We start from the raw sequence: 23,402 nt of genomic DNA, 5'->3' as shown, positions 1-23,402 counted from the left end.
GTAAGTTTTTCAGTTTTCTTCCTCCTTCTTTGGCTTCTATCCATCCTATGCAACAGCTGCCCAGAAATTGAAAAAAATCGGCAAGGAATTTTATCCTTAACCGATTTTTTATTTAAGAAAGTGATTTTTTTTGAGTATTCTCTACGTATGATCCTGTTTCTCCACGTAATAGATCGCCGCCAGTAGACTCGATAATCTCATCCGTCACGCTGTTTGCAATCGTATTCGAAACCAATTGAAGCAAGTTATTCACTTCATCTTGTGACTGTTTAAATTCTTGTACCAATGGAATCGCATCAATTTCACCTTGAACTTGTTCGATTTTCTTTTCAATCGCTTTTAACGCTCGTTCTTTTTCGTAGTTTTGGAAATTCACTGCTTGGGTTTGAAGAGATTTCATACTAGCAATTTTTTCACGTACTTTTTGGTTTTCATTGATTTGCGCTTCTGCACGTTTATAAAACTCTACTTCTTCCGTGTTTGCCAACATATGTGCCAAATCGCGTGCTTTTTCTATAATTTCGTCTTTCGTAAACTTCTTCTCCATTATCCCATCACCTTTTCTTGTCGGACTACTCCAATGAATTCACCATTGAGTGACCAAGATTTTGCTTCTTTAATACGAACTTCTACAATTTCACCAATTACAGAACGCGGCGCTACAAAATTCACTAGTTTACTTTTTTCTGTATAGCCCGCAAGTACATCGGGATTTCTTTTACTTTCCCCTTCAACTAGCACTTTAACAATTTGTCCTTCGTAAGGCTTCATTGCTTCAGCAGACATATCGTTCACTAGCTTGTTAAGACGTTGCAGGCGTTCCTTCTTCACTTCCATTGGTATATTATCTTGCATCTTAGCTGCTGGCGTACCTTCGCGTGGTGAATAAATGTATGTAAACGCCATATCAAAACCAACTTCACGATACAGAGACATCGTTTCCTGAAATTGTTCTTCTGTTTCATTTGGGAAGCCTACGATAATATCCGTTGTGAGTGATAGATTAGGTATTGCGGTTCTAATTTTATCCACCAGTTCCAAATAACTTTCCCGCGTGTATTTACGAGCCATAATCTTCAGCATTTCAGATGAGCCCGATTGTACAGGCAAATGAATATGATCTACCAAGTTCCCACCCTTTGCTAGGACTTCAATCAAATGGTCGTCGAAGTCGCGAGGATGACTTGTAGTAAAGCGAATTCTTGGGATATCAATTAACCGTAACTCATCCATCAGATCACCTAGACGATACGTAATATCACCGAAATCTTTTCCGTATGCATTTACATTTTGCCCTAGTAAGGTAACTTCTTTATACCCTTGTGCGGCTAATTGGCGAACTTCTTGAATGATATCTGCTGGGCGTCTGCTACGCTCTTTACCGCGCGTATATGGCACGATACAGTACGTACAGAACTTATCGCATCCATACATGATATTCACCCATGCTTTAATCTTACCGTGACGGACTTTTGGCAAATCCTCGATCACGTCGCCTTCTTTGGACCACACTTCAATGACCATCTCTTTAGACATATACGCTTCATGTAAGATATTTGGCAAGCGATGGATGTTATGTGTTCCGAAAATCAAATCCACTTGATCATACGTTTTTAAGATTTTATTTACAACAGATTCTTCTTGTGACATGCAGCCACATACTCCGATTAGTAAGTCTGGGTTTGTCAGTTTGAGTGGTTTATAATGCCCTAATTCTCCAAACACTTTGTTTTCCGCATTTTCACGGATTGCACATGTATTGAGTAGTATGACATCAGCTTCTTTTACATTTTCAGTAGCATCATATCCTAATGCCATGAGAATACCAGCTATTACTTCCGTATCATGTTCGTTCATTTGACAACCAAATGTTCGAATAAAGAATTTACGACCTTGTCCCATTCCTTTAAAGCGCTGATCTATTTGAAAGTTATCGTGATATTCCACTTCTTCTTTCCCGCGTTTTTTTGCGTCTTTTAGAGAAGGCCCGCTATACACAGACTCGAAATATTTGCTATAGTCTTTTTCTATAATGTCTCGTTTCGATTTGTCATTTGTTACGAGTCCAGCTTGCAAGCGCTGTTCTTCATTCATTGCAGAAGCCCCTTTCTATTACTTATCGGGAAATAAGCATACCTGATGTTATTATACTGAACTTTTGTATGATATGACAGCAAAGCGGATAAAATGTCGCTGGTTTGTCATGAAAAAAAGACCACAGATGGATTCGTGGTCTTTTGTATTCTACTTACGTTCCTTTTTTTCAACGAAAAGTTTGAGCGCTGTTCTAGCTTCTCCGTTGATTTCGATATCGGTAAAGGCAGGTGCGCAAACTAGATCGCCTCCACTTGGTGCTACGAATCCTCTTGCGATAGCAATTGCTTTTACTGCTTGATTTAATGCACCAGCACCGACCGCTTGGATCTCGGCAAAGCCTTGTTCACGGATAACTGCAACCAATGCTCCTGCTACTGAGTTCGGATTTGAGCGAGATGATACTTTCAAGGGACTCACGATATTTCCTCCTTATTTTGCAATGTCTATGGAACGCGTATATTCCATACGACATCCTATGATAGGCAAGGAGGATTTAGACACCTAGATAATTAGTTTTTGAACGGATGATCTTCGTTAATTCGGATTCTTTCAATCTTGAGCGCTTTACCGGTTTTGTCATCCAATTCCACAAACATGCCGTTTAGCTGTGGTCTTCCACTTTTCGGTACTTCAAAGCGGGTTGGCAAGTTGGTATAGAAGCGGTACAATACATCCTCTTTTTTCATTCCTAAAATTTCATCATACGGGCCGGTCATCCCTGCATCTGTTAAATATGCAGTACCCCCTGGCAAAATTCGTTCGTCTGCAGTTTGGACATGTGTATGTGTCCCCACAACGACAGATACTTTTCCGTCCAAGTGCCATCCCATTGCAATCTTTTCACTTGTTGCTTCTGCATGAAAGTCTACAAAAACCAATGGTGATGTTTGCAAGGCTTCTTCTACTAGTTCATCTGCTTTAGCAAATGGGTCATCATGTGGCGGTAAAAATGTGCGACCATGTAAATTAATTACGGATAGTGTAACCCCATTTTTCGTAATGGACGTCATGCCTTTACCAGGTGCTTGTTCTGAGAAGTTGGCAGGACGAATCAAGTAATCCACTTCGTCAATGAAATCATAAATTTCACGTTGATCCCATGTATGGTTTCCCATCGTAATGACATCTACTCCCGAATGCAATAAATCATGATAAATGGATTTTGTAATCCCTCTGCCTGAAGCTGCATTTTCACCATTCGCAATAATTACGTCCGCTTGATATTTTCGCTTCAAACGCGATACATAATCCATTACCATTTCTCTTCCCATAGATCCTACAATATCTCCAATAAATAGTACTTTCATTTGTAATAACCTCTTTCCAAAATGAAAACAGCTTCCAAACGAATCGGAAGCTGTTTTGTGTTAGGTATTATTTTGCATACTCTACTGCGCGGGTCTCCCGTATGACCGTCACTTTGATATGCCCTGGGTAGTTTAATTCTTCCTCGATTTGTTTTCGTATATCACGCGCTAAGCGATGTGCGGTAATATCATCAATCTGTTCAGGACGAACAATGATTCGTACTTCCCGTCCAGCCTGAATGGCAAATGATTTCTCCACACCTTCGTATGATTCCGAAATTTCTTCGAGCTTTTGCAGACGTTTAATATAGTTTTCCAATGTTTCACTGCGAGCACCTGGTCTTGCTGCAGATAATGCATCTGCCGCAGCTACAAGCACTGCAATAACAGAGGTAGCCTCTTCATCACCGTGATGGGAAGCTATACTGTTAATAACAACTGGATGTTCCTTATATTTCACTGCCAACTCTTTACCGATCTGCACGTGACTGCCTTCCACTTCATGGTCAATCGCTTTACCGATATCATGTAGTAAACCAGCACGTCTAGCAAGTGTTACGTCTTCGCCAAGCTCTGCTGCCAGTAAACCTGTTAAATAGGCTACTTCAATAGAGTGTTTCAAGACGTTCTGTCCGTAACTCGTACGGAAGTGCAAACGACCAAGAATTTTAATCATATCTGGATGCAAGTTGTGGACACCTACATCAAATGTAGTTTGTTCTCCTTTTTCCCGGATTAACTCGTCCACTTCTCTTCTGGATTTGTCGACCATTTCTTCGATACGTGCAGGATGAATTCGTCCATCCTGAACCAATTTCTCCAAGGCCAATCTTGCCGTTTCTCTTCGAACTGGATCAAAACCAGACAGAATAACGGCTTCTGGCGTATCGTCAATAATCAAATCAATGCCTGTTAGCGTCTCAAGTGTACGAATATTTCGTCCTTCACGACCAATGATGCGACCTTTCATCTCATCATTCGGCAAATTAACAACGGAAACTGTAGTTTCTGCCACATGATCTGCCGCAAATCGTTGCAATGCCAGTGATAGAATTTCACGTGCTTTACGCTCAGATTCCTCTTTAGCCCGTTGCTCAGATTCTTTTGTCATAACAGCAATATCCGTAGAAAGCTCTTCTTCTACATCTTCCAAGATGATTCGCTTTGCCTCATCTTTTGTTAAAGAAGAAATTCTTTCCAATTCGGTCTTCTGTGTAGTAACGAGTTGTTCCGCTTTGCGTTCCATCTCTTCAATATGCTGTTGTCTTTCTAATAGCGCATCTTCTTTGCGCTCTAGACCTGCTTCTCTTTTATTGAGCGCATCATCCTTGCGATCAAGGTTTTCTTCACGCTGTAAGAGACGGTTTTCCTGTTTCTGTAATTCCGTCCTTCTCTCACGGACTTCTGTTTCTGCTTCAATCCGCAGTTCGTGAGTTTCATCTTTCGCTTCTAACAGTGCCTCTTTCTTTACTGACTCCGCTTCACGCTTCGCCTCTTCGACGAGTTGGTTGGCAGTATGTTTGGCACCAGTTACTTTTGAATCATTCACATTTTTCAATATAAAAAAGCTAACAACTGCACCGACGATGAGACTTAGCAAAACGGAGATGAGTATTTCAATACCCATTGAGGTCACCTCCTCCTGCTTATTCTTTTCTTTTCAGTCGGCTCGTATAATCAATTTTGCCACGGCGAATACATTCACTTTACTAGTTACCGAAGCTTCCCGGTAATGTCCCGATGATCTGTGAAAACGCCTAAGGCTTAACTTAATCCAACGGGTAGTAGAAAACCTGCTGTTTCGGGACTAATTTTCTATTGATGTCACTACTTTTTACTTATTCTTTTCATTTTGCTGAATTAAGTTAAAATCAACATACCGCCAAAAACAATTGATTGGTTTGTTAAATATAGGACGTATATAATACGCCACTTTAATTGTATAGTTGTATTTTTATTGTGTCAAGGAATGATGAAGGAAAATTCATTCCTATAGATGCTTTTTGTTTTGTTTGCAAGAGTCTTTCCACTTTATATTTCACTTATTCATTCAAAAAATATTTTAGTTCCATAAAGGCAAAAAGTATGTCATTCCCAAGCTCATGATCTAAACAGGTCGACAAGAATAATTTTTATAAAAAAACCGCCAATAAATTGGCGGCTTTGCTAACATATACGACTTACTTCTCTTCTGAAAGTGTAAGTAAATCATCAAGCTCGTCTTCTTCATCATGGGCTGCAATCACATAGTTTGTTGCATTCAAACCGTATGATTCACGAATCTTGGACGCAATTTCATCACGCATTTTCAAGTTTTCCTTCAAGAATTGTTTTGCGTTTTCACGACCTTGACCTAAGCGCTCGCCTTCATAAGAATACCAAGCACCACTCTTTTGGACTACTTCCAATTCAGATCCCAAATCTAGAATTTCACCTTCTTTTGAAATCCCTTCACCATACATGATGTCTACTTCCGCTGTACGGAAAGGTGGAGCTACTTTGTTTTTGACGACGCGAATCCTTGTTTTATTCCCCATAATATCGTTGGCTTGCTTGATCGCCTCACCTCTACGTACTTCCAGACGAACAGACGCATAGAACTTCAATGCTCGTCCACCTGGCGTTACTTCCGGATTACCAAACATGACGCCTACTTTTTCACGAATCTGGTTAATGAAGACCGCAATAGTATTTGACTTATTAATAGCACCAGAAAGTTTACGCAATGCTTGAGACATCAAACGAGCTTGCAAACCAACGTGCGCGTCACCCATCTCGCCTTCGATTTCAGCTTTTGGTACAAGTGCTGCTACCGAGTCCACTACCACGATATCTACAGCACCTGAACGAACAAGTGCCTCCGCAATTTCCAATGCTTGCTCACCTGTATCCGGCTGTGATAATAGCAACTCGTCAATATTGACACCTAGCTTTTGTGCATAGACAGGATCTAGTGCGTGTTCTGCATCAATAAATGCCGCAGTACCACCGCTTGCTTGCACTTCTGCAATTGCATGCAATGAAACGGTTGTTTTACCGGAACTTTCCGGTCCATATATTTCAATTACTCGTCCACGTGGATATCCGCCTATTCCTAGCGCTGCATCCAAAGCTAATGAACCTGATGATGATGTATCAATTTGAAGATCTGTTTTTTCTCCCATTTTCATGACAGAACCTTTACCGAATTGTTTCTCTATTTGTTTTAATGCCATATCTAATGCCGCTTTACGATTGCTCAATTACAATTCCTCCTCAAACTCTTTTTCTACTCTTATTATACCTTTTCCCGACAGAATACACAAGAATTAAACGAACGGGCATTCGATAAATTGGTTATAGAAATTGAAAAACAAGCGTAAAAAGCTAGGAAGAATGAATTTTTGCTAGCTAATTCAATAGCAAAATTCAATACTTCAGTTCTTTCTTCTCTTTGATTGTCTGAATGAGATAATGTAAAGCAAATTGAACAGAACGTTTACGATTTACATTACGGGAACCTGACAGCTGAAGTCTATAGGATGTTGTCTTCACACCTTCTGCTGCAATGCCAATCCAAACTGTACCGGCTGGTTGACCATCATGTGGTTCAGGGCCTGCAGCGCCAGTCAGACTCACTCCAAATGTTGTTGTGAATCTTTCTCTAACGCTTTCAGCCATCGATTCCGCACACTCTGCACTGACAATGCCATGGTAATCAAGTAATGATGGTAGAATACCCAATTGCTCAATCTTCATCTCTTTATTATACACCACAAGGCCACCTTTAAGTGCATTGCCTATTCCCGCTTCTGAACCAAGCTCCGCCATAAACATTCCGGTTGTGAGGCTTTCTGCCGCAGAGATAGTCCAGTCATTTTGAAGCAATAATTCAGTCGTTTTGGAAGCCAGCGTATCATCATCCACACCATAGATAAACTCCCCTACAATAGAACGGATTTCCTGTTCCACAGGTGCTATCAATTTCTGCGCTTCTTCTTCTGTTTTGGCTTTTGCGGTAATACGTAGGTTAACCATACCCGGTGAAGCAAGTGGTGCAATTGTTGGATTGGTCTGCTTCTCAAGAATAGACTGGATACGGACTTCCAATTCCGACTCGCCAATTCCTTGCAACTTCAATACCTTTGAAGAGATTACATCTTGTTTACCGTATACACCAAGTAAGTATGGAATCGCCTCTTGTTCAAACATGGGCTCCATTTCGTGAGGTGGCCCCGGTAGCAAAATATACTGCTTACCGTCTTTGCCTATCGCTATACCTGGTGCCATACCATTTCGATTTGGCAATACTGTAGAACCTTTTAAAACAAGAGCTTGCTGTTTATTATTTTCAGTCATCACTTTTCCCACACGGGTAAAATAATCTTCGATCGTTTTCATCGCATCGTCATCAGATATAAGCGTACAACCCAATTCACTTGCAATAGTTTGCTTTGTTAAGTCATCCTTTGTCGGCCCGAGACCGCCACTAAAGATCAGGATGTCTGCACGTTGCTGAGCTAACTGAATGGCTTGTGACAAGCGTTTAGGATTATCCCCTACAACCGTGTGGCAATATACATCTATTCCAGCTTCAGCTAATTTAGCCGATATGAACCTAGCGTTGGTATTCGTGATTTGTCCCAGAAGAAGTTCAGATCCTACCGCAATAATTTCTGCTTTCATGAATACACTCCACTCCTCACATTGACTCCACTAAAATTTTACGATTTTTAACAAAGTAATCGACACCTGACCATACTGTAAATACTAATGCGATGTACAACATGATGTTTCCGAATGGAATACCAATAACTTCGAAGAAAATATTATGCAATAAAAGAAATGATATCGCTAGTAGTTGCGTAACTGTTTTAATTTTACCTAACTGGTTCGCTGCTACTACTTCCCCACCACCCGCTAAAATCAAACGTAATCCTGTAACCGCAAATTCTCTACTAATGATAACGATGACTATCCATGCAGGAGCCGCCCCCATCTCCACTAATAAAATAAAAGCAGCCGAGACTAGTAGCTTATCTGCTAACGGATCCAAAAATTTCCCCATATTTGTTACTAAGTTGTTTTTCCTTGCTAAGTATCCATCTAGCCAGTCAGTTGTAGAAGCTATGATGAAGATAATCGCGCCCACCAAATGTTCAACAGGCATTTCTACTCCACCTAGCCGAATCATTCCCCATCCAAAATCCACTGTAAGAAACAGGATGAAGACAGGGATCATAAATACTCTAGAGAGTGTAATTTTATTTGGTAAATTCATTACTTGTCCGCCTTTCTAACGGTAAAATCTATTTATAAAGAATAAAATAGCCACCTTTTTAGATGACTATTTTATTATGGTTTTTTTAACACAATGTTTTGTGGTACAAGGTCTGTTGGGTAATCTACACGTTGTCCATTAACAGTCAGTTCCGCGTTTTCGTAATTACCAACTCGGATTCTCAAACTTTCCGCATCGTTCGCTTGTATTTCGATTGTTTCGCCTTCTTGTACTACTCGGGCACCACTTGGTTTCGGCATTCGTTCGTTGCCATCTTGATCCGTTACTGAAATCCAAGATCTCCCCGTAGTCTTGATAACGACTGTGATATTTTCGGAGTCTGATAATTTGAATGTAGACGTTTCACCTATAGTAGAAGCGTGTTCAAATGGTTGCTTAGATTGCCCAATTTCACCTGAATCCCCTTGTGGATCAGCTATTACCGAAGAACCGGGCTCTGTTGATTCATTACCTATCTCCGGATCTGTTGCCTTGTCTCTTAGTAAAGTATAAACAATTACAAAAATCATAATAATTAATAGTGCTACAAGTATTTTTGGCATTGCTTCTTTTAATTGGTCACTCTGCTTTGAAACCGCACTACGTTGCATAGTCGCCGGCACAACTTTTTCCTGTTTTTCTTGCACTGCTGGTTCATACTCATCCTGATAAAGACTCAGAATTTCATCCGCATCCAAGTCAACCGCTTCCGCATACTCTTTAATAAAAACACGTACGTAAAAAGCACCCGGAATAATTTGAAAATCCTCATTTTCAATTGCTGACAGATAACGTTGTTGGATTTTCGTACTGTCTTGCAGATCTTCTAGAGTCAATCCTTTTAAAATCCTCGCTTCTTTTAAGCGAGCACCTATTCCGATCAAATTCAACACCCACCTAACTCATTTCAATCAATTAAACATATTAAAGCCACCCATAGGGTTACGGTTGGATAGCGGATCATTTTTCTCTAAAATCTCATAAGTAATTTCTTGGTCTACTGTTGTCCGCAACTCTATGATAATATCAAAATCTTCAATTGTATATTCGGATTGTTTCACAAACATATCCGGATGCTCAACCACTTTAATTGTCGGCAAGCCCATAATTTCACGCACTAATTGCATATGACGTTCGTCGGAAGTTTTTCGTGTCACGATCCCATCAAGTATGAAGATGTTATCGTCCGAGAATTCATCCCCCATCATACTCGTCCTAATTGTTTGTTTAATCATCGTAGAAGATAAAAATACCCATTTTTTATTGGCACAAACACTCGCCGCTACTACGGATTCTGTTTTTCCTACGCGCGGCATTCCACGGACACCGATTAGTTTATGACCATCTTGTTTGAAGATCTCTGCTAAAAAGTCCACTAAGATTCCAAGCTCACTTCTTATAAACTGATACGTTCTCCGGTCATCGGTACCGCGCTGAATATAATGTCCATGCCGAACAGCCAATACATCACGCAATTTAGGTTCTCTGATCTTATGGATGACAATCGCATCCATAGTAGAAGCGATCAGCTCAAAACGTTTAATCTGCTGGTCATGATCGGTGTGAACGAGCATACCACGGTATCTGCCATCTACCCCATTAATCGTCACAATATCTACACGCAACATACCAAGTAAGGAAGCAATATCTCCTAGTAATCCAGGCCGATTGACTTGCAACTCATATTCGACATACCATTGTCCCATTCAACACACTCCTTCATAAAAATACTTTTTCCAGAATGCACAAGTATGCACTTAGTTCTATAATAGCGGATAGCCAAAGTGAATAAAAGAAAAAAAGAAAAGGACAACAGGCATTGTCCTTCTCCAAAGGCTTTACATATACCAACCACCATTGATTTGAATTATTTCACCTGTCATATAATCTGCTTTGCCACTCAACATAAATTCGACCATATTCGCTATTTCCTGCGGTGTCCCCACTGACAAAAGCGGAATTTGTTCAAGCACCATCTGACGTTCCTCCGCGGAAAACTCTTGATTCATGCGGGTGTCGATCCAACCTGGGGCAATTGCATTTACCCGTATGCCAGAAAAGGCGGATTCCTTTGCATATGCTTTGACAAAGGCATGCTGGGCACCTTTAACTGCAGAATACATTACTTCACCTGCTGCGCCTGTACTACCCCATATCGATCCGATGAATACAATATAGGAGACATCTTGCTTGCGCAGTTTTTCAGATAACAGTGCAATTAAACGAGCCGGATTCTGCACATGGACTTGCCATAATTCCGACATTTCCAGTTCGCTTGTCTCCGATAACAGTTTGACAACTGCCTGACCGTTGGCTACAATAATTGCTTGAACGCTTTGAATGCTACCCGCCAATTTCTCTGCCGCTAATTCTACTCTAAAATCAGCTTGCACACTACGGAATTGCTGGTTGGGATAATTCTCTTCTAACTCATAACGCAATAGATCGAGCTGGTTTTCATTTGCATTATAGTGCATATACAAAGACCAGCCCGCTTTTGCTAGTTGTTTGCAGATCACTTCCCCAATTCCTCCGGAAGCCCCTAAAACGAGTGCGAAACGCGTCATACTCATTGCGTCTTCGGTGGCATGACTTTAAAGATTGTATAGCTATTGTCATCGGAAAACATTGCAAATGCTTCTTTTAGTTTATCCATCGATAACTTCTCTAAAGTCGGTACGACATCGAATAAATTCATTTCGTTAAATTCATATCGCGTGTATTGATTGGCGATAAATTCAATGGAATTCAATGAACGCATAAATTGACCAATTTTTTTCCTACGCATTCTATTCAAATCTTCTTCAAGCACAGGCCAATTTGATTTTGCGTCTTTAATCGTATGACGAATCAGTTTTTCTAAGCGCTCCGGCTCATCTGTATCGGAACCGACCATCGCAAAACCGTAGCCTTCTTCCATGGTAAATTCATATGAGTACGATTCATCAACTAAGCCTTCCGCATTTGCTTTTTCATAAAATGCAGACGTGCGACCGAATAGACTATCTAATACGAGGTTTGCTGACAATTCCGCTTCAAGCATCTCTTGCCCCTGTAAATCTACCTTGTTACATTTCATACCGATATTCAATTTCGGTTTTGAAACGTCCATCGTCAATGTACGTTCAGATACATCAACCTCTGTTGACTCGGTCGGAAATTGGCGTTCAATCGCCTCTGGTTTATCGAATGATTTCTTTGCTTGATCCTCTTTGATAAATTCCATCATTTCCTCCGGCTTTACTGCTCCGACGATAAACAGTAACATGTTGGACGGATGGTAGAACGTCTCATAACATGTATATAAATGTTCCGCTGTGATGTCCTGAATCGACTCAACAGTTCCCGCAATGTCAATCTTCACTGGGTGGTTTTCATAGAGATTTTCAATTGTGCCGAAATATAGGCGCCAGTCAGGCTGGTCGTCATACATGGTAATTTCCTGGGCAATGATGCCTTTCTCTTTATCAACAGTTTGCTTGGTGAAATATGGTTGTTGAACAAAATCGAGTAATATTTTGGTGTTTTCTTTTAGTTTATTGGTTGCAGAAAAAAGATAAGCCGTTCTTCCAAATGTTGTATAAGCATTGGCAGAAGCACCATTTAAACTAAACTTCTGAAAAACATCTCCATCTTCTTTCTCAAACATTTTGTGCTCTAGAAAATGGGCAATCCCATCAGGTACTGTAATAAGTTCATCTTTGCCATGTGGTTTGAACGTACGATCAATAGACCCGTATTTCGTCGTAAACGTTACAAATGTTTTAGAAAATCCACGTTTCGGTAATATAACCACTTTCAACCCATTATCAAGTGTTTCAGTATAAATCTTCTCTTGTAGTTGATCAAAATTTACTTCTTTCATTCGGAAACATCCTCCTTACCTGACAGCAAATACACAATTTCCAATTGAATGGTCTTTGCCATCTCCTTTACGTCTTCCAATGTGACCGATTCCCACTTTTCGATTAATCGTTCAGCCGAGAAGTTCTCGTCTAATTCTTTATATTGATCAAAAATTTCAATCTGACTGCGGGCCGAATCGTTTGCACTCAAGATACTGTTTTCTAGAAGTGCGACTGTCTGACTTAACTCAACTTCTGTACTTTCACCATTTTGTAATGCCGTAAGTTGCTCAAGAATTAGCTTGACAGCTTTTTCTTCCAAGTCCGCATCAATACCTGCTGTGACGTAGACGATACCGTAATGCGAAGCAAATGCACTATTCGCATAGTATGCCATACTTTCCTTTTCTCGCACATTCATGAATAGTTTACTGTGGGCAAAGCCTCCGAAAACCCCATTGGTTACTTGCATCTTATGGTAATCCGGATGATGGAAAGATACCGGTGTATGGAAACCAAGATGAAGTTTACCTTGTTTCATGTCTTGTTTTTCTCTCACTGTATTCACGGAATCTGACACTTTCACATCCGGTAATTCATTTTGTTTCACTGCATCTCTAGCCGCAAACGGTAGGAACTGCTTAATTTGCTTAATGATATCATTTTCATCTATATCGCCTACTACATAAATATCAATCAAATCATTATTCATCATATCTTCGTATGTAGCATAAAGACTTTCATTAGTAATTTCCGACACCGCAGTTTCTGTACCATAAGCCGAAATGGATGCTGGGTGATCTGGTCTCATGATTTCAAGCATACGTTTCTGTGCAAAACGTGTTTTGTCGTCATAAATAGAACGAATCCGATCACGGACATTACGTTTTTCCCTTTCTGTAACGTCAGGATCAAATGCTTTATTCGATACATTCGGATCAAACACTACAGAACGAATCAATTGCCATAACTGTTTAAAGATATCTTCCCCTGCAAAAAATTCATCATTTACACATTCCGTATAAAGTGAAACCATGTGTTGAGAACTTCTCTTGGAGACGTCCGTAAATAATACCGTACCGTATAACTCGTCAAGCGCCTTGCGCATGGAACCTACTGTTGGATACTGCTTCGTTGAATCCTCCATTACATTCGCCAACACCGCACGTTCAGAGGCTTTCTTTTGATCCAGTGGTGCTTTCCACTTAATTGTCACATTAACTGTTTTAAACTGTTCCGTTTTACGTATATACAAATGTACACCATTTTGTAATTTTGTTTTATTGAACATACAAACACCTCGTTTACCTTATTATATGTATTCCTAGTCTCACTATACATTTTAGCCTGTCATTTGGAAAATGATACAACTTTCGCGCACTGAAGATCGTGTTTAGCTAAGACTGAAACGGAAGTTGAAAGAAATTCCGAGTAATTTTCCTACAACCTTAGAAAAGCTACCTGAAGAATTCGTATCTCCAGATAGCTTTTCTAACATTTATCTATTTCCTTTAACGTAAGGTTTACCAAGTGCTTTTGGTGCTTTCGCTTTTCCAAGGAATCCAGCAAGAGCTAGGATAGTTAAAACGTAAGGGAATATATGGAAGTATACTGATGGGATATCTGCTAGTAACTTAATACTGGAAGAACTGATTGCTAGCGCCTGCGCGAATCCGAAGAATAGCGCAGCACCTAAAGCTCCCAGTGGATGCCATTTCCCAAAGATCATTGCTGCTAAAGCCATAAATCCTTGTCCATTAATTGTTGCATGCCCGAAATCATTCGTGATGGTCTGTGAATAAACTGCCCCACCAATTCCAGCTAGGCCGCCAGAAATTAGTACTGCAATATAGCGGATTTTTGTTACTTTGATGCCCATTGTGTCTGCCGCCATCGGATGTTCTCCTACTGAGCGAAGACGCAAACCAAATGGTGTCTTATAAATAACAAACCATGCGATAAACGCTACGACGATCGCCATAATTGAAGAGCCATAAACTAACTTAAAGAACATGGGGCCAATGATTGGAATATCTTCTAAAAACGGCACGTTGAATCTCGGGATTTTTTGTTGAATAAAATCTGTTTGACCTTTGCCGAAAATCATTTTTACCGAAAATAATGCGATAGCCAGACCTAACATGTTAATTGCAACACCTGACACTACTTGATCCGCCCGGAACGAGATAGACGCTACAGCGTGAAGTGTTGCAAATAGAGCTGAAACGAGCATTGCCACAAGTAACGCAATCCAAGGTGTCCAGGCGCCAAAGGTATCCGCAAAAAACAAGTTGAATAAGATACCAATGAATGCCCCCATAATCATAAGGCCTTCCAATCCGATATTGATCACTCCGGATCGTTCAGAGAATACACCGCCAATTGCTGTGAAAATAAGAGGAGCTGCAGAAGCAATTGTTATAGGTATGATAAAGTATAATACATCTAACATGTTACTTCTCCTCCTTCTTATTACGCAAACGTATGAGTCCTACACGGATGATGTATCCACAGGCAACAAAGAAAATCACCAATGCTATAATAATTGAAACAATTTCTACTGGAATTCCTGCTTCGTTCGGCATATTATTCGCACCATATTTCAATGAGCCGAATAATGTGGCTCCGAAGATGACACCAAGTGGCGTATTCGCACCAAGCAAGGCTACGGCGATTCCATCAAAACCGATTCCTGTAAAGCCACCCATGGAGGACATATTACCAAACGTACCAAGCGCCTCCATTGCGCCTCCAAGTCCAGCAAAAGCACCCGAAATGACCATTGCAAAAACAATATTCTTGTTTGCGCTCATACCCGCATAGCGAGCAGCATTATCGTTATATCCAACAGACTTTAACTCAAATCCAGTCTTTGTTTTCTCTAAAATGAACCACATGACAACAACCATAGCCAATGCTACGAATATTCCGTAGTGCAATGTAGAATAGTCCGTTAGATTAGATAAGAACTCTGACCGAAGCGAAGCCGATTGATGGATACGCTCCAATTTGAATCCACCACCGGAGAGTGTTTTAATTAATGCGTTCACCACGTGTAAGGCAATATAGTTCATCATGATGGTGACAATAACCTCATGCACTTTCAATGTCGCCTTTAAAATACCCGGCACAAGCCCCCACAGCGCTCCAGCGGCAGCTGCTGCTATCAGTGCGAAAGGTAAATGAATAATTTTTGGTAGATCGAATGCCATCCCTACATAAGCTGCAGCAAACCAGCCAACGATCAATTGTCCTTCAACACCAATATTGAAAAGTCCAGTTCTGAATGCAAATGCCACTGCAAGTCCGGCAAGTATGTATGGACTAATTTGACGAATGGTTTCACCAATTGCATAAGAATCACCAAAAATACCATTCCATAATGCTATATAGCCTGTGATTGGATTATAGTCACTGATCAACATCACGACAGCGCCTACTAAGAGTCCTAGAAGGATCGAAATTATTGGGACAAGTATATTGATCATTCTATTCGACATGATGTTCATCACCATCTTTCTCAGCGGCTAGCACCTTTTTCTCAGCAACATCTTTTGAATGACCTGCCATCATTAATCCTAGGGCTTGTTCCGTTGTCTCTTGAGGTATTACGGTACCTACAATAGTCCCATCATAAATAACGGCGATTTTATCAGAAACGTTCATGACTTCATCTAACTCAAACGTAATGAGTAAAACTGCTTTTCCCTTATCACGTTGTTCAATCAAACGGCGATGAATAAACTCGATTGCTCCCACATCCAAACCACGTGTAGGTAATGCGGCAATTAGTAAATCCGGATTTCTCATAATTTCCCGTCCGATGATGAGCTTTTGCTGATTTCCTCCGGATAACGCCCTCGCTAATTCGTGTGCTCCTTGGGTTCTGACATCATACTCTTTGATCAGTTCTCCTGCTCTTTCATTGATCTCTTTATAATTCATGATTCCGCCTTTAGATAATGGTTCATGATAATACGATTGCAACGCGCTATTATACGCTACCGAAAAGTCTAATATAAGTCCATGCTTGTGGCGGTCTTGCGGAATATGTCCAATACCGGTTTCGGTGATTTTTCGCGGTTTTTTATTTGTGACATCTTCATCATTGATAAAAATCTTACCGCTCTTCACTTTAGTTAAGCCCGTGATTGCTTCGATTAACTCCGATTGACCGTTACCATCAATGCCAGCAATCCCAACAATTTCACCGCGTCGTACTGAAAGGTTAAGGCCTTTTAATTTAGCAACACCACGATAGTCATTCACTTGAAGATTTTCTATCTTCAATACTTCTTCAGTCGGTTGGGATGGACCTTTTTCTGTTTTAAATGTGACTTGACGTCCTACCATCAACGTCGCCAACTCTTCGGGATTCGTTTCCGATGTAATAACAGTACCAATTCCTTTACCTTTGCGGATGACAGTAACTTTGTCTGAGACGTTCATGATTTCCGCCAGTTTATGGGTGATCAAGATGATGGATTTTCCTTCTGCTACGAGCTTTTTCATGATATTCAATAATTCATCAATTTCCTGAGGCGTTAGTGATGCAGTAGGTTCATCAAATATTAGAATATCTGCTCCACGATAAAGTGTCTTAAGAATTTCGACACGTTGTTGCATACCAACTGAAATATCCTCGATTTTGGCGTAAGGATCCACATCGAGACCATACATCCTAGAAATTTCTGCAACTTTTTTTGCAGAATCCTTAATGTTAATAACTCCAGATTTAGTTGGCTCACTACCTAAAATAATGTTTTCGGTTACAGTTAAATTCTCCACCAACATAAAGTGTTGATGCACCATCCCAATTCCGAGATCGTTCGCCACGTTCGGATCAGTGATTGCTACATTTTCGCCACGGACACGGATTTCTCCACCATCCGGTTGATACAAACCAAACAACACATTCATTAAGGTAGATTTCCCCGCACCGTTTTCACCCAGCAATGCGTGAATTTCGCCTTTCTCCAGTTGTAATGTAATATGATCATTTGCATAGAAATTTCCAAACCTTTTTGAAACATCTAGCATCTCAATTACATAATTCATCCCCATCACTTCCTTGCCTATAATTGAATTCAATAGAATTAAGTAGCACAACTCTTATCTTTAATAATACGTGATAAAGCCCCTATATGAAAAGTTGAAAGCTTTGCCATTTTTTATAAGTAGCCTGCCGATATTTTATTTTATTAATCTTAAAAATTAATAAAATAAAAGTTCCAGAACAAATATCAAGGAGCCTTTATTTTATTAACTCAATGAAATGAAGGCCGGATATTAAATCGGCCTTCAGTTATTTAATGACCTTATTTCTTCTTTTCTACAAACTCTGGTACTTCAATTTCACCATTTGCAATCTTTTGTGCATGTTCATCAATTTGATCCAAAACGTCCTGTGGAATAGCGCCACGTGAATCAGCAAGACCTAAACCATTATCTGAAAGGCCGTAGACTTTTGTTTCACCACCAGGGAAGTTACCAGCCATCGATAAATCAGCAATGTCTTTAACTGCTACGTCTACACGCTTCAACATAGATGTAAGTGTAACGTTGGCATCTCCCACTTTTCCTTCTTCATACTGGTCAGAGTCAACACCGATTACCCAAACGTATGCATCTTTATCTGCTTGCTTACGTTCTTTCGCTTCTGAGAATACACCGTTACCTGTTCCGCCTGCAGCGTGGAAAATAATGTCTACGCCTGAAGAATACATACGGCCCGCCTCAGCTTTACCAAGTTCTGCTTTATCAAATGCACCTACATATTTTGAATCTACTTTGATTTCAGGCTTAACTGATTTGACACCTTCAAGGAATCCAGCTTCAAAACGCTCGATTACAGGATTGTCCATGCCACCAATGAAACCAATCTTATTTGATTTTGTCATTAATCCAGCTGCGACACCAGCTAAGTATCCGCCTTCTTGTTCTTTAAAGAGGATGCTAGCTACGTTTGGAGCATCTACTTCACCATCAATAATTGAGAACTGAGTATCTTTTTGTTGCGCTGCAATATCTTCAATTGCATCTTCCATTAAGAAACCTACTCCGTAAATGAGGTTAAAGTCACGACGAGCCAAGTTGTTAAGGTTTGTTGTATAATCTTCTGGGCCAGTTGACTGAAGGTAATCGTAGCCGCCAGTCCCCTTTTCCCATCCTTGTTCTTCTCCAAACTCTTTAACGCCTTTCCATGCAGATTGGTTGAATGATTTATCATCAATTCCTCCAACATCAGTTACCATAGCAATTGAAAATTCGCTTTTCTCACCGTTGTCCCCTGTTGCCGGCTTTTCACCCGCATTGTTTTTGCCTTTATCGTCAGAGCCACATGCTGCTAACATTGTACCTGCGGCTAACACTAAAGACATCGCTAGACCAAATTTTCTTTTTTTCATCAATAATGACCTCCCCTGGCTAATTTTGGTATTATGTTAGGACGTTGTACGTCTTATACCCCTATCGACATTACTTTTTACTTGAAAACTGAATATTGTTAGTGAAATATTCGGGAATTTTTTACCCCGCCCGTATATGATGTTCATGATAACAGTGATGAAGTTACATTACATGGTAGCGCTTTCGGTTCTACTAAATATCGGATGACGGACTCTATTTCAATAGCCTGCAATGATAATTTCCTTCTGCCTTCACTATAACATTTACTTAGGTAGAAGGAAATATCTAGCCAAAATCACGAATAACTTTGACTTATCAAAATAAGAACGAAAGAAGACTTACATTTCCAGCTCAGATTTATTGAGTAGTACATGTCTTGGCTTACTGCCTTCAGGCGGCCCAACCACACCCCGTGCTTCCATTTGATCCACTATACGTGCAGCTCTAGCATAACCGACTCGGAAACGACGCTGGATCATCGATACGGACGCGGTTTGCATCTCCACTACCATTTGTACCGCTTCATCATATAACTCATCGGTTTCTTCATGGGGTGCTAATACTTCAACCTCCGTCGGAATCATCTCTTCTTGATACTGAGCTTTTTGCTGTTCGATAACAAAATCTACTACAGCTTCGACCTCTTCATCCGAGACAAATGCGCCTTGAATACGCGTAGGTTTTGAAGCGCCCGCAGGCAGGAATAACATATCTCCCCGTCCCAATAACTTCTCGGCACCGCCACCGTCCAAAATAGTTCGAGAATCGATGGCTGAAGAGACAGCAAATGCAATTCGTGACGGAATGTTTGCCTTAATGATTCCTGTAATGACATCAACACTTGGTCGTTGAGTAGCGATAATTAAGTGAATCCCGGCGGCCCTCGCCATCTGTGCGAGACGTGTAATGGAATCTTCTACGTCACTTGATGCCACCATCATTAAGTCTGCCAGTTCATCGACGATAACAACAATATATGGCATGCGAGGATGTTTCTCATCATGTTCTTCATTCCACTGTTCAATATGGTTATTATACCCTTCAATGTTCCGTGTGCCGGTATGGGAGAATAACTCATATCTGCGCTCCATCTCCGATACAACACGTTGCAACGCTTGCGCCGCTTTTCTCGGATCCGTAACGACAGGCGCCAACAAATGTGGAATACCATTAAATACGTTCAACTCTACCATTTTCGGATCGATCATCATCATTTTCACTTCATGTGGTTTCGCCCGCATGATAATACTCATAATGATGCCGTTGACACAAACACTTTTACCACTGCCCGTGGCACCCGCAATTAATACGTGGGGCATTTTATTGAGTTCTGTCATCATGGCTTGTCCTGTCACATCACGGCCTAAACCTACTAGCAACTTGGATTCATGAGAATTATTTTCTTTAGATTCCAACACTTCACGTAAACTTACCATCGCCACTGCATTGTTCGGTACTTCGATTCCAACTGCTGACTTACCAGGGATTGGTGCTTCAATACGAATACCACTAGCTGCCAATGCCAATGCAATATCATCCGCCAAACTAACAATGCGACTTACTTTTACACCTGTATCAGGTAGGATTTCATATTTAGTGACTGCTGGTCCTAAGTGGACTTGTGTCACTCGTGCTTTGACGCCAAAGCTTAGGAACGTTTTCTCTAGTTTCTTGGCGTTTGCCTGAATTAAATTATATTCTCCAGACTGATCACTTGCTACAGGTGGTTCCAATAGATTGGTGGATGGCAAAATATACGATTCGTTTTCTTGTTCTCCGCCCATTACTGGATAATCAACCGTAGGATCTTTAGGATCAAGGGTTGTGTCTACTTTATCTATCGATTCCCTTTCTTGTACAACTTCTGGTTGTACAGCCTGTTCGATTTTTGCCGTGAAGCTAGAGATAATTGGTTCACTGACCGGTTCTGGATGTTCTTGTACTGATTCCATTTCAGCAGTGTTTACTAGTTTTGGCTTACTCTTTCTATTACTGCGCGCACTTTCTTTACGTTTTTCTTCAGGTGACTTGACAGGTTTCTTTTCTCTCGCCATCCATTTGTTCTTGATACTATTCATCAAGATAGGTGTTTGTTCGACCAAGATGGGAATCAAAGCCTTTCCCGTCAATAAGATCATGCCAATGAGCAGTAACAATACACCAGCCACTGTAGCGCCTGATGAATCAACCAGTGAATAAAACATCGCGAATAGTACAGCGCCTATCATACCGCCACCTAGCGTCCCCGTTTGGTCATGTATACCATCATTGGTGATGAGAACTTTCCATGTTTCCTTCAGTGCGGAATTTGACATCAGAACCTTGCTTTCATACAATGTCTGAAATAAATGAACATGACTGAACAACAGCATACTACCTAAAATGAATAAACAACCGATGACGATTCGGTGCTTATATCCGCCGATTTGTCTCTTGATCATGAAAATCAATGCTTGCACAATAATCAAAAATGGCAATGCAACATACCAATTACCAAATAAGAATCTAGAGAAAGCCGATAACCCTCGACCGATTACGCCGTATTCAAAGATCATGATAATTGCGATACCGATTAAAATGACCCCTAAAATTTCAAACCAGAGCGGTTGCATTTGACTTTGCTGTTTTTTCTGTTGTCTTTTCTTCGCTGGTGCTCTCTTTTTAGCACGTTTCTTCGCCATTTGCTAACCCCCTTTCTGAAAAAAAGATTTCCAGCCATAAAGGCATGGAAATCCAATTGTTCTTTAATTAGTCAACAAACAATATGGATCAGTATTCCATGATAATTGGGATAATCATCGGGCGACGTTTTGTTTGCTGATATAAATACGAACTCAATGTCTCACGGATCTCTTGTTTAATGTTTGTCCATTCAAATGTTTCTTTATTCACGTACTTCTCGACAATTTTAGTAATCAGTTTTGTCGCTTCTTCAAATAATTCCTCTGACTCACGTACATAGACAAACCCTCGTGAGACGACTTCAGGACCTGCAGCGATTCGTTTTTGCTTTCTGTTCAATGTCACCACGACTGTAAAGATCCCGTCCTGCGATAACAGCTTACGGTCACGCAACACGATGTTTCCTACATCTCCTACACCAATACCATCGATCAAGACGTTACCAGCCTGGACTCTACCCGCCATGCGAAGCTTTTCATTCTTGAATTCAACAATGTCGCCTTTATCCGCAATGAAGATACGGCTCTTAGGTAGACCAACTTCTTGAGCGAGCTTGGAGTGTGCAATCAGCATACGATATTCCCCTTGAATCGGAATAAAATATTGAGGTCGCATTAAGTTTAACATCATTTTCAAATCTTCAGCAGAACCGTGACCGGAGACGTGTACATTTCGTGTGGACGTCAGTACAGTCGCTCCAGCCTTTGCTAATTCATTCATCATCTTGTACATGGAAATTTCCATAACGGGTGACGGCGTGAATGTAATCAAGACCGTATCTGAACTTTTGATATTAATTTCTCTATGATGTTTACGGACGATTTTTTCCAATGCTTCTAGTGGCTCACCTTGGTTACCTGTTACAATGATTACGATATCCTGATCATCATAGCGCTCCATGTCTTTAACTGGAATTACAATATCTTCTTCCACTTGTAAATAACCTAATTTTAACCCGACCTCAAAGTAGCTTTCTAAACTTTTACCAACAACTGCAACTTTCTTTTTCTGTGCTGCTGCCTGATCTAGTACTTGCTGAATACGAATGAAGTTTGATGCATACAACGCTACTAAAATTCTTCCTTGTGCTTCGTGGAATGTTTTAAAAAGACGTTTTTCGATTACAGACTCAGATGTCGTATAACCTGGACGCTCTGCTTCTGTAGAGTCGGACATCAAGATAAAGACTCCTTCTTCACCAAGTGTAGCCATTTTCGCAATATCAGGGCGATATTTGCCTTTTGCTGCTTGGTCGAATTTGAATTCCCCTGTATTGACGATTGCACCTTCACTTGTATGGAAGACAATTCCTAAAGAATCCGGAATACTATGCGTTGTGTAAAAGAATGTCACATGCGTACGCTTGAAGTTCATTCGGCTTTTGCTTGTCACTTCGAAGAAGCGGACATTAGATGGTGCCGGCATTTTTTTCAAATGTTCTTTCGCCAAAGCCAATGTCAACTTTGTACCGTAGACAGGAGCTTGTACTTTCTGTAATAAATACGCAATAGACCCAATTGCATCTTCATGACCATGAGTTAAGAATATTCCTTTGATCCGATCTTTATTCTCTTCAAGATACGTCATGTCAGGTATTACAAAGTCAATACCTAGCATTTCCGTTTCTGGGAACATTAACCCCGAATCCATAACAAATAGTTCGTCGTCGATTTCAACGACATACATAGACTTTCCAATTTCCCCTACTCCACCTAGTGGAATCACTCTAATTAATTCATTTTGTATTTTCGTCACATTGTTTCCTCCTATATTCTATTCCCGCCCACAACGACTAAACACCAT

General features: G+C 40.5%; 19 protein-coding genes. All 19 read right to left on the bottom strand.

The window, feature by feature from the left end:
• Positions 1–112 precede the first annotated feature (112 nt).
• The 19 genes from CSV60_RS03340 to CSV60_RS03250 all read right to left on the bottom strand — a co-directional run bounded on the left by CSV60_RS03340 (position 113) and on the right by CSV60_RS03250 (position 23,354).
• Entirely contained in the window at positions 113–547 is a 435-nt protein-coding gene (locus CSV60_RS03340) for a YlbF/YmcA family competence regulator (protein ID WP_029053137.1), read from the bottom strand.
• Positions 547–2,094: a tRNA (N6-isopentenyl adenosine(37)-C2)-methylthiotransferase MiaB gene (miaB, locus tag CSV60_RS03335; protein WP_099635974.1), complete on the bottom strand. Its 1,548-nt coding sequence runs from the start codon at positions 2,092–2,094 to the stop codon at positions 547–549. The genes CSV60_RS03340 and miaB overlap by 1 nt, the downstream gene beginning before the upstream one ends.
• Positions 2,095–2,244: 150 nt before the next feature.
• Positions 2,245–2,514 carry a stage V sporulation protein S gene (locus tag CSV60_RS03330; protein WP_099630978.1) on the bottom strand — a complete coding sequence of 90 codons (270 nt, stop codon included), beginning with the start codon at positions 2,512–2,514 and terminating at the stop codon, positions 2,245–2,247.
• A 92-nt stretch (positions 2,515–2,606) separates the two neighbouring features.
• Positions 2,607–3,404 carry a TIGR00282 family metallophosphoesterase gene (locus CSV60_RS03325; RefSeq protein WP_099630977.1) on the bottom strand — a complete coding sequence of 266 codons (798 nt, stop codon included), beginning with the start codon at positions 3,402–3,404 and terminating at the stop codon, positions 2,607–2,609.
• A gap of 67 nt (positions 3,405–3,471) precedes the next feature.
• Positions 3,472–5,031: a ribonuclease Y gene (gene rny, locus CSV60_RS03320; protein WP_099630976.1), complete on the bottom strand. Its 1,560-nt coding sequence runs from the start codon at positions 5,029–5,031 to the stop codon at positions 3,472–3,474.
• A gap of 553 nt (positions 5,032–5,584) precedes the next feature.
• Complete coding sequence (gene recA, locus CSV60_RS03315) at positions 5,585–6,646, bottom strand: recombinase RecA (RefSeq protein ID WP_085133293.1); 1,062 nt, start codon at positions 6,644–6,646, stop codon at positions 5,585–5,587.
• Positions 6,647–6,812: 166 nt separating this feature from the next.
• The gene (locus CSV60_RS03310; RefSeq protein ID WP_099630975.1) at positions 6,813–8,069 is read right to left on the bottom strand and encodes a competence/damage-inducible protein A; all 1,257 of its coding nucleotides are present in this window, start codon (positions 8,067–8,069) and stop codon (positions 6,813–6,815) included.
• A gap of 16 nt (positions 8,070–8,085) precedes the next feature.
• Positions 8,086–8,664, bottom strand: a complete 579-nt coding sequence (gene pgsA, locus CSV60_RS03305; protein WP_099630974.1) for a CDP-diacylglycerol--glycerol-3-phosphate 3-phosphatidyltransferase — start codon at positions 8,662–8,664, stop codon at positions 8,086–8,088.
• A gap of 74 nt (positions 8,665–8,738) precedes the next feature.
• Positions 8,739–9,548 (bottom strand): helix-turn-helix domain-containing protein, encoded by an 810-nt coding sequence (locus tag CSV60_RS03300; protein ID WP_158233147.1) that lies wholly within the window; start codon positions 9,546–9,548, stop codon positions 8,739–8,741.
• 27 nt (positions 9,549–9,575) lie between these two features.
• The gene (locus CSV60_RS03295; protein ID WP_099630972.1) at positions 9,576–10,370 is read right to left on the bottom strand and encodes a DUF3388 domain-containing protein; all 795 of its coding nucleotides are present in this window, start codon (positions 10,368–10,370) and stop codon (positions 9,576–9,578) included.
• A gap of 132 nt (positions 10,371–10,502) precedes the next feature.
• On the bottom strand, positions 10,503–11,231 hold the full coding sequence (gene ymfI / locus CSV60_RS03290; RefSeq protein ID WP_099635972.1) for an elongation factor P 5-aminopentanone reductase: 729 nt from the start codon (positions 11,229–11,231) through the stop codon (positions 10,503–10,505).
• A gap of 2 nt (positions 11,232–11,233) precedes the next feature.
• Complete coding sequence (yfmH, locus tag CSV60_RS03285; protein WP_099635971.1) at positions 11,234–12,529, bottom strand: EF-P 5-aminopentanol modification-associated protein YfmH; 1,296 nt, start codon at positions 12,527–12,529, stop codon at positions 11,234–11,236.
• On the bottom strand, positions 12,526–13,800 hold the full coding sequence (yfmF, locus tag CSV60_RS03280) for an EF-P 5-aminopentanol modification-associated protein YfmF (RefSeq protein ID WP_099630969.1): 1,275 nt from the start codon (positions 13,798–13,800) through the stop codon (positions 12,526–12,528). The genes yfmH and yfmF overlap by 4 nt, the downstream gene beginning before the upstream one ends.
• A gap of 207 nt (positions 13,801–14,007) precedes the next feature.
• Positions 14,008–14,961 carry an ABC transporter permease gene (locus CSV60_RS03275; RefSeq protein ID WP_099630968.1) on the bottom strand — a complete coding sequence of 318 codons (954 nt, stop codon included), beginning with the start codon at positions 14,959–14,961 and terminating at the stop codon, positions 14,008–14,010.
• A gap of 1 nt (position 14,962) precedes the next feature.
• The gene (locus CSV60_RS03270) at positions 14,963–16,009 is read right to left on the bottom strand and encodes an ABC transporter permease (protein ID WP_099635970.1); all 1,047 of its coding nucleotides are present in this window, start codon (positions 16,007–16,009) and stop codon (positions 14,963–14,965) included.
• Positions 15,999–17,567: an ABC transporter ATP-binding protein gene (locus CSV60_RS03265; protein ID WP_099635969.1), complete on the bottom strand. Its 1,569-nt coding sequence runs from the start codon at positions 17,565–17,567 to the stop codon at positions 15,999–16,001. The genes CSV60_RS03270 and CSV60_RS03265 overlap by 11 nt, the downstream gene beginning before the upstream one ends.
• Before the next feature lie 260 nt (positions 17,568–17,827).
• Complete coding sequence (locus tag CSV60_RS03260) at positions 17,828–18,916, bottom strand: BMP family lipoprotein (protein ID WP_099630965.1); 1,089 nt, start codon at positions 18,914–18,916, stop codon at positions 17,828–17,830.
• A gap of 339 nt (positions 18,917–19,255) precedes the next feature.
• Positions 19,256–21,598, bottom strand: coding sequence for a DNA translocase FtsK (locus CSV60_RS03255; RefSeq protein WP_099635968.1), 2,343 nt, complete (start codon positions 21,596–21,598; stop codon positions 19,256–19,258).
• An 88-nt stretch (positions 21,599–21,686) separates the two neighbouring features.
• A complete protein-coding gene (locus CSV60_RS03250; protein ID WP_099635967.1) occupies positions 21,687–23,354 on the bottom strand; it encodes a ribonuclease J in 1,668 nt (555 codons plus the stop codon).
• Between the last annotated feature and the right edge of the window lie 48 nt (positions 23,355–23,402).

Source organism: Sporosarcina sp. P7 (genome assembly GCF_002743425.1).
In the GTDB taxonomy this organism is placed as follows: Bacteria; Bacillota; Bacilli; order Bacillales_A; family Planococcaceae; genus Sporosarcina.
Note: the sequence above shows the minus strand (reverse complement) of the source record. Positions and strands in the feature narration are given on the sequence as shown.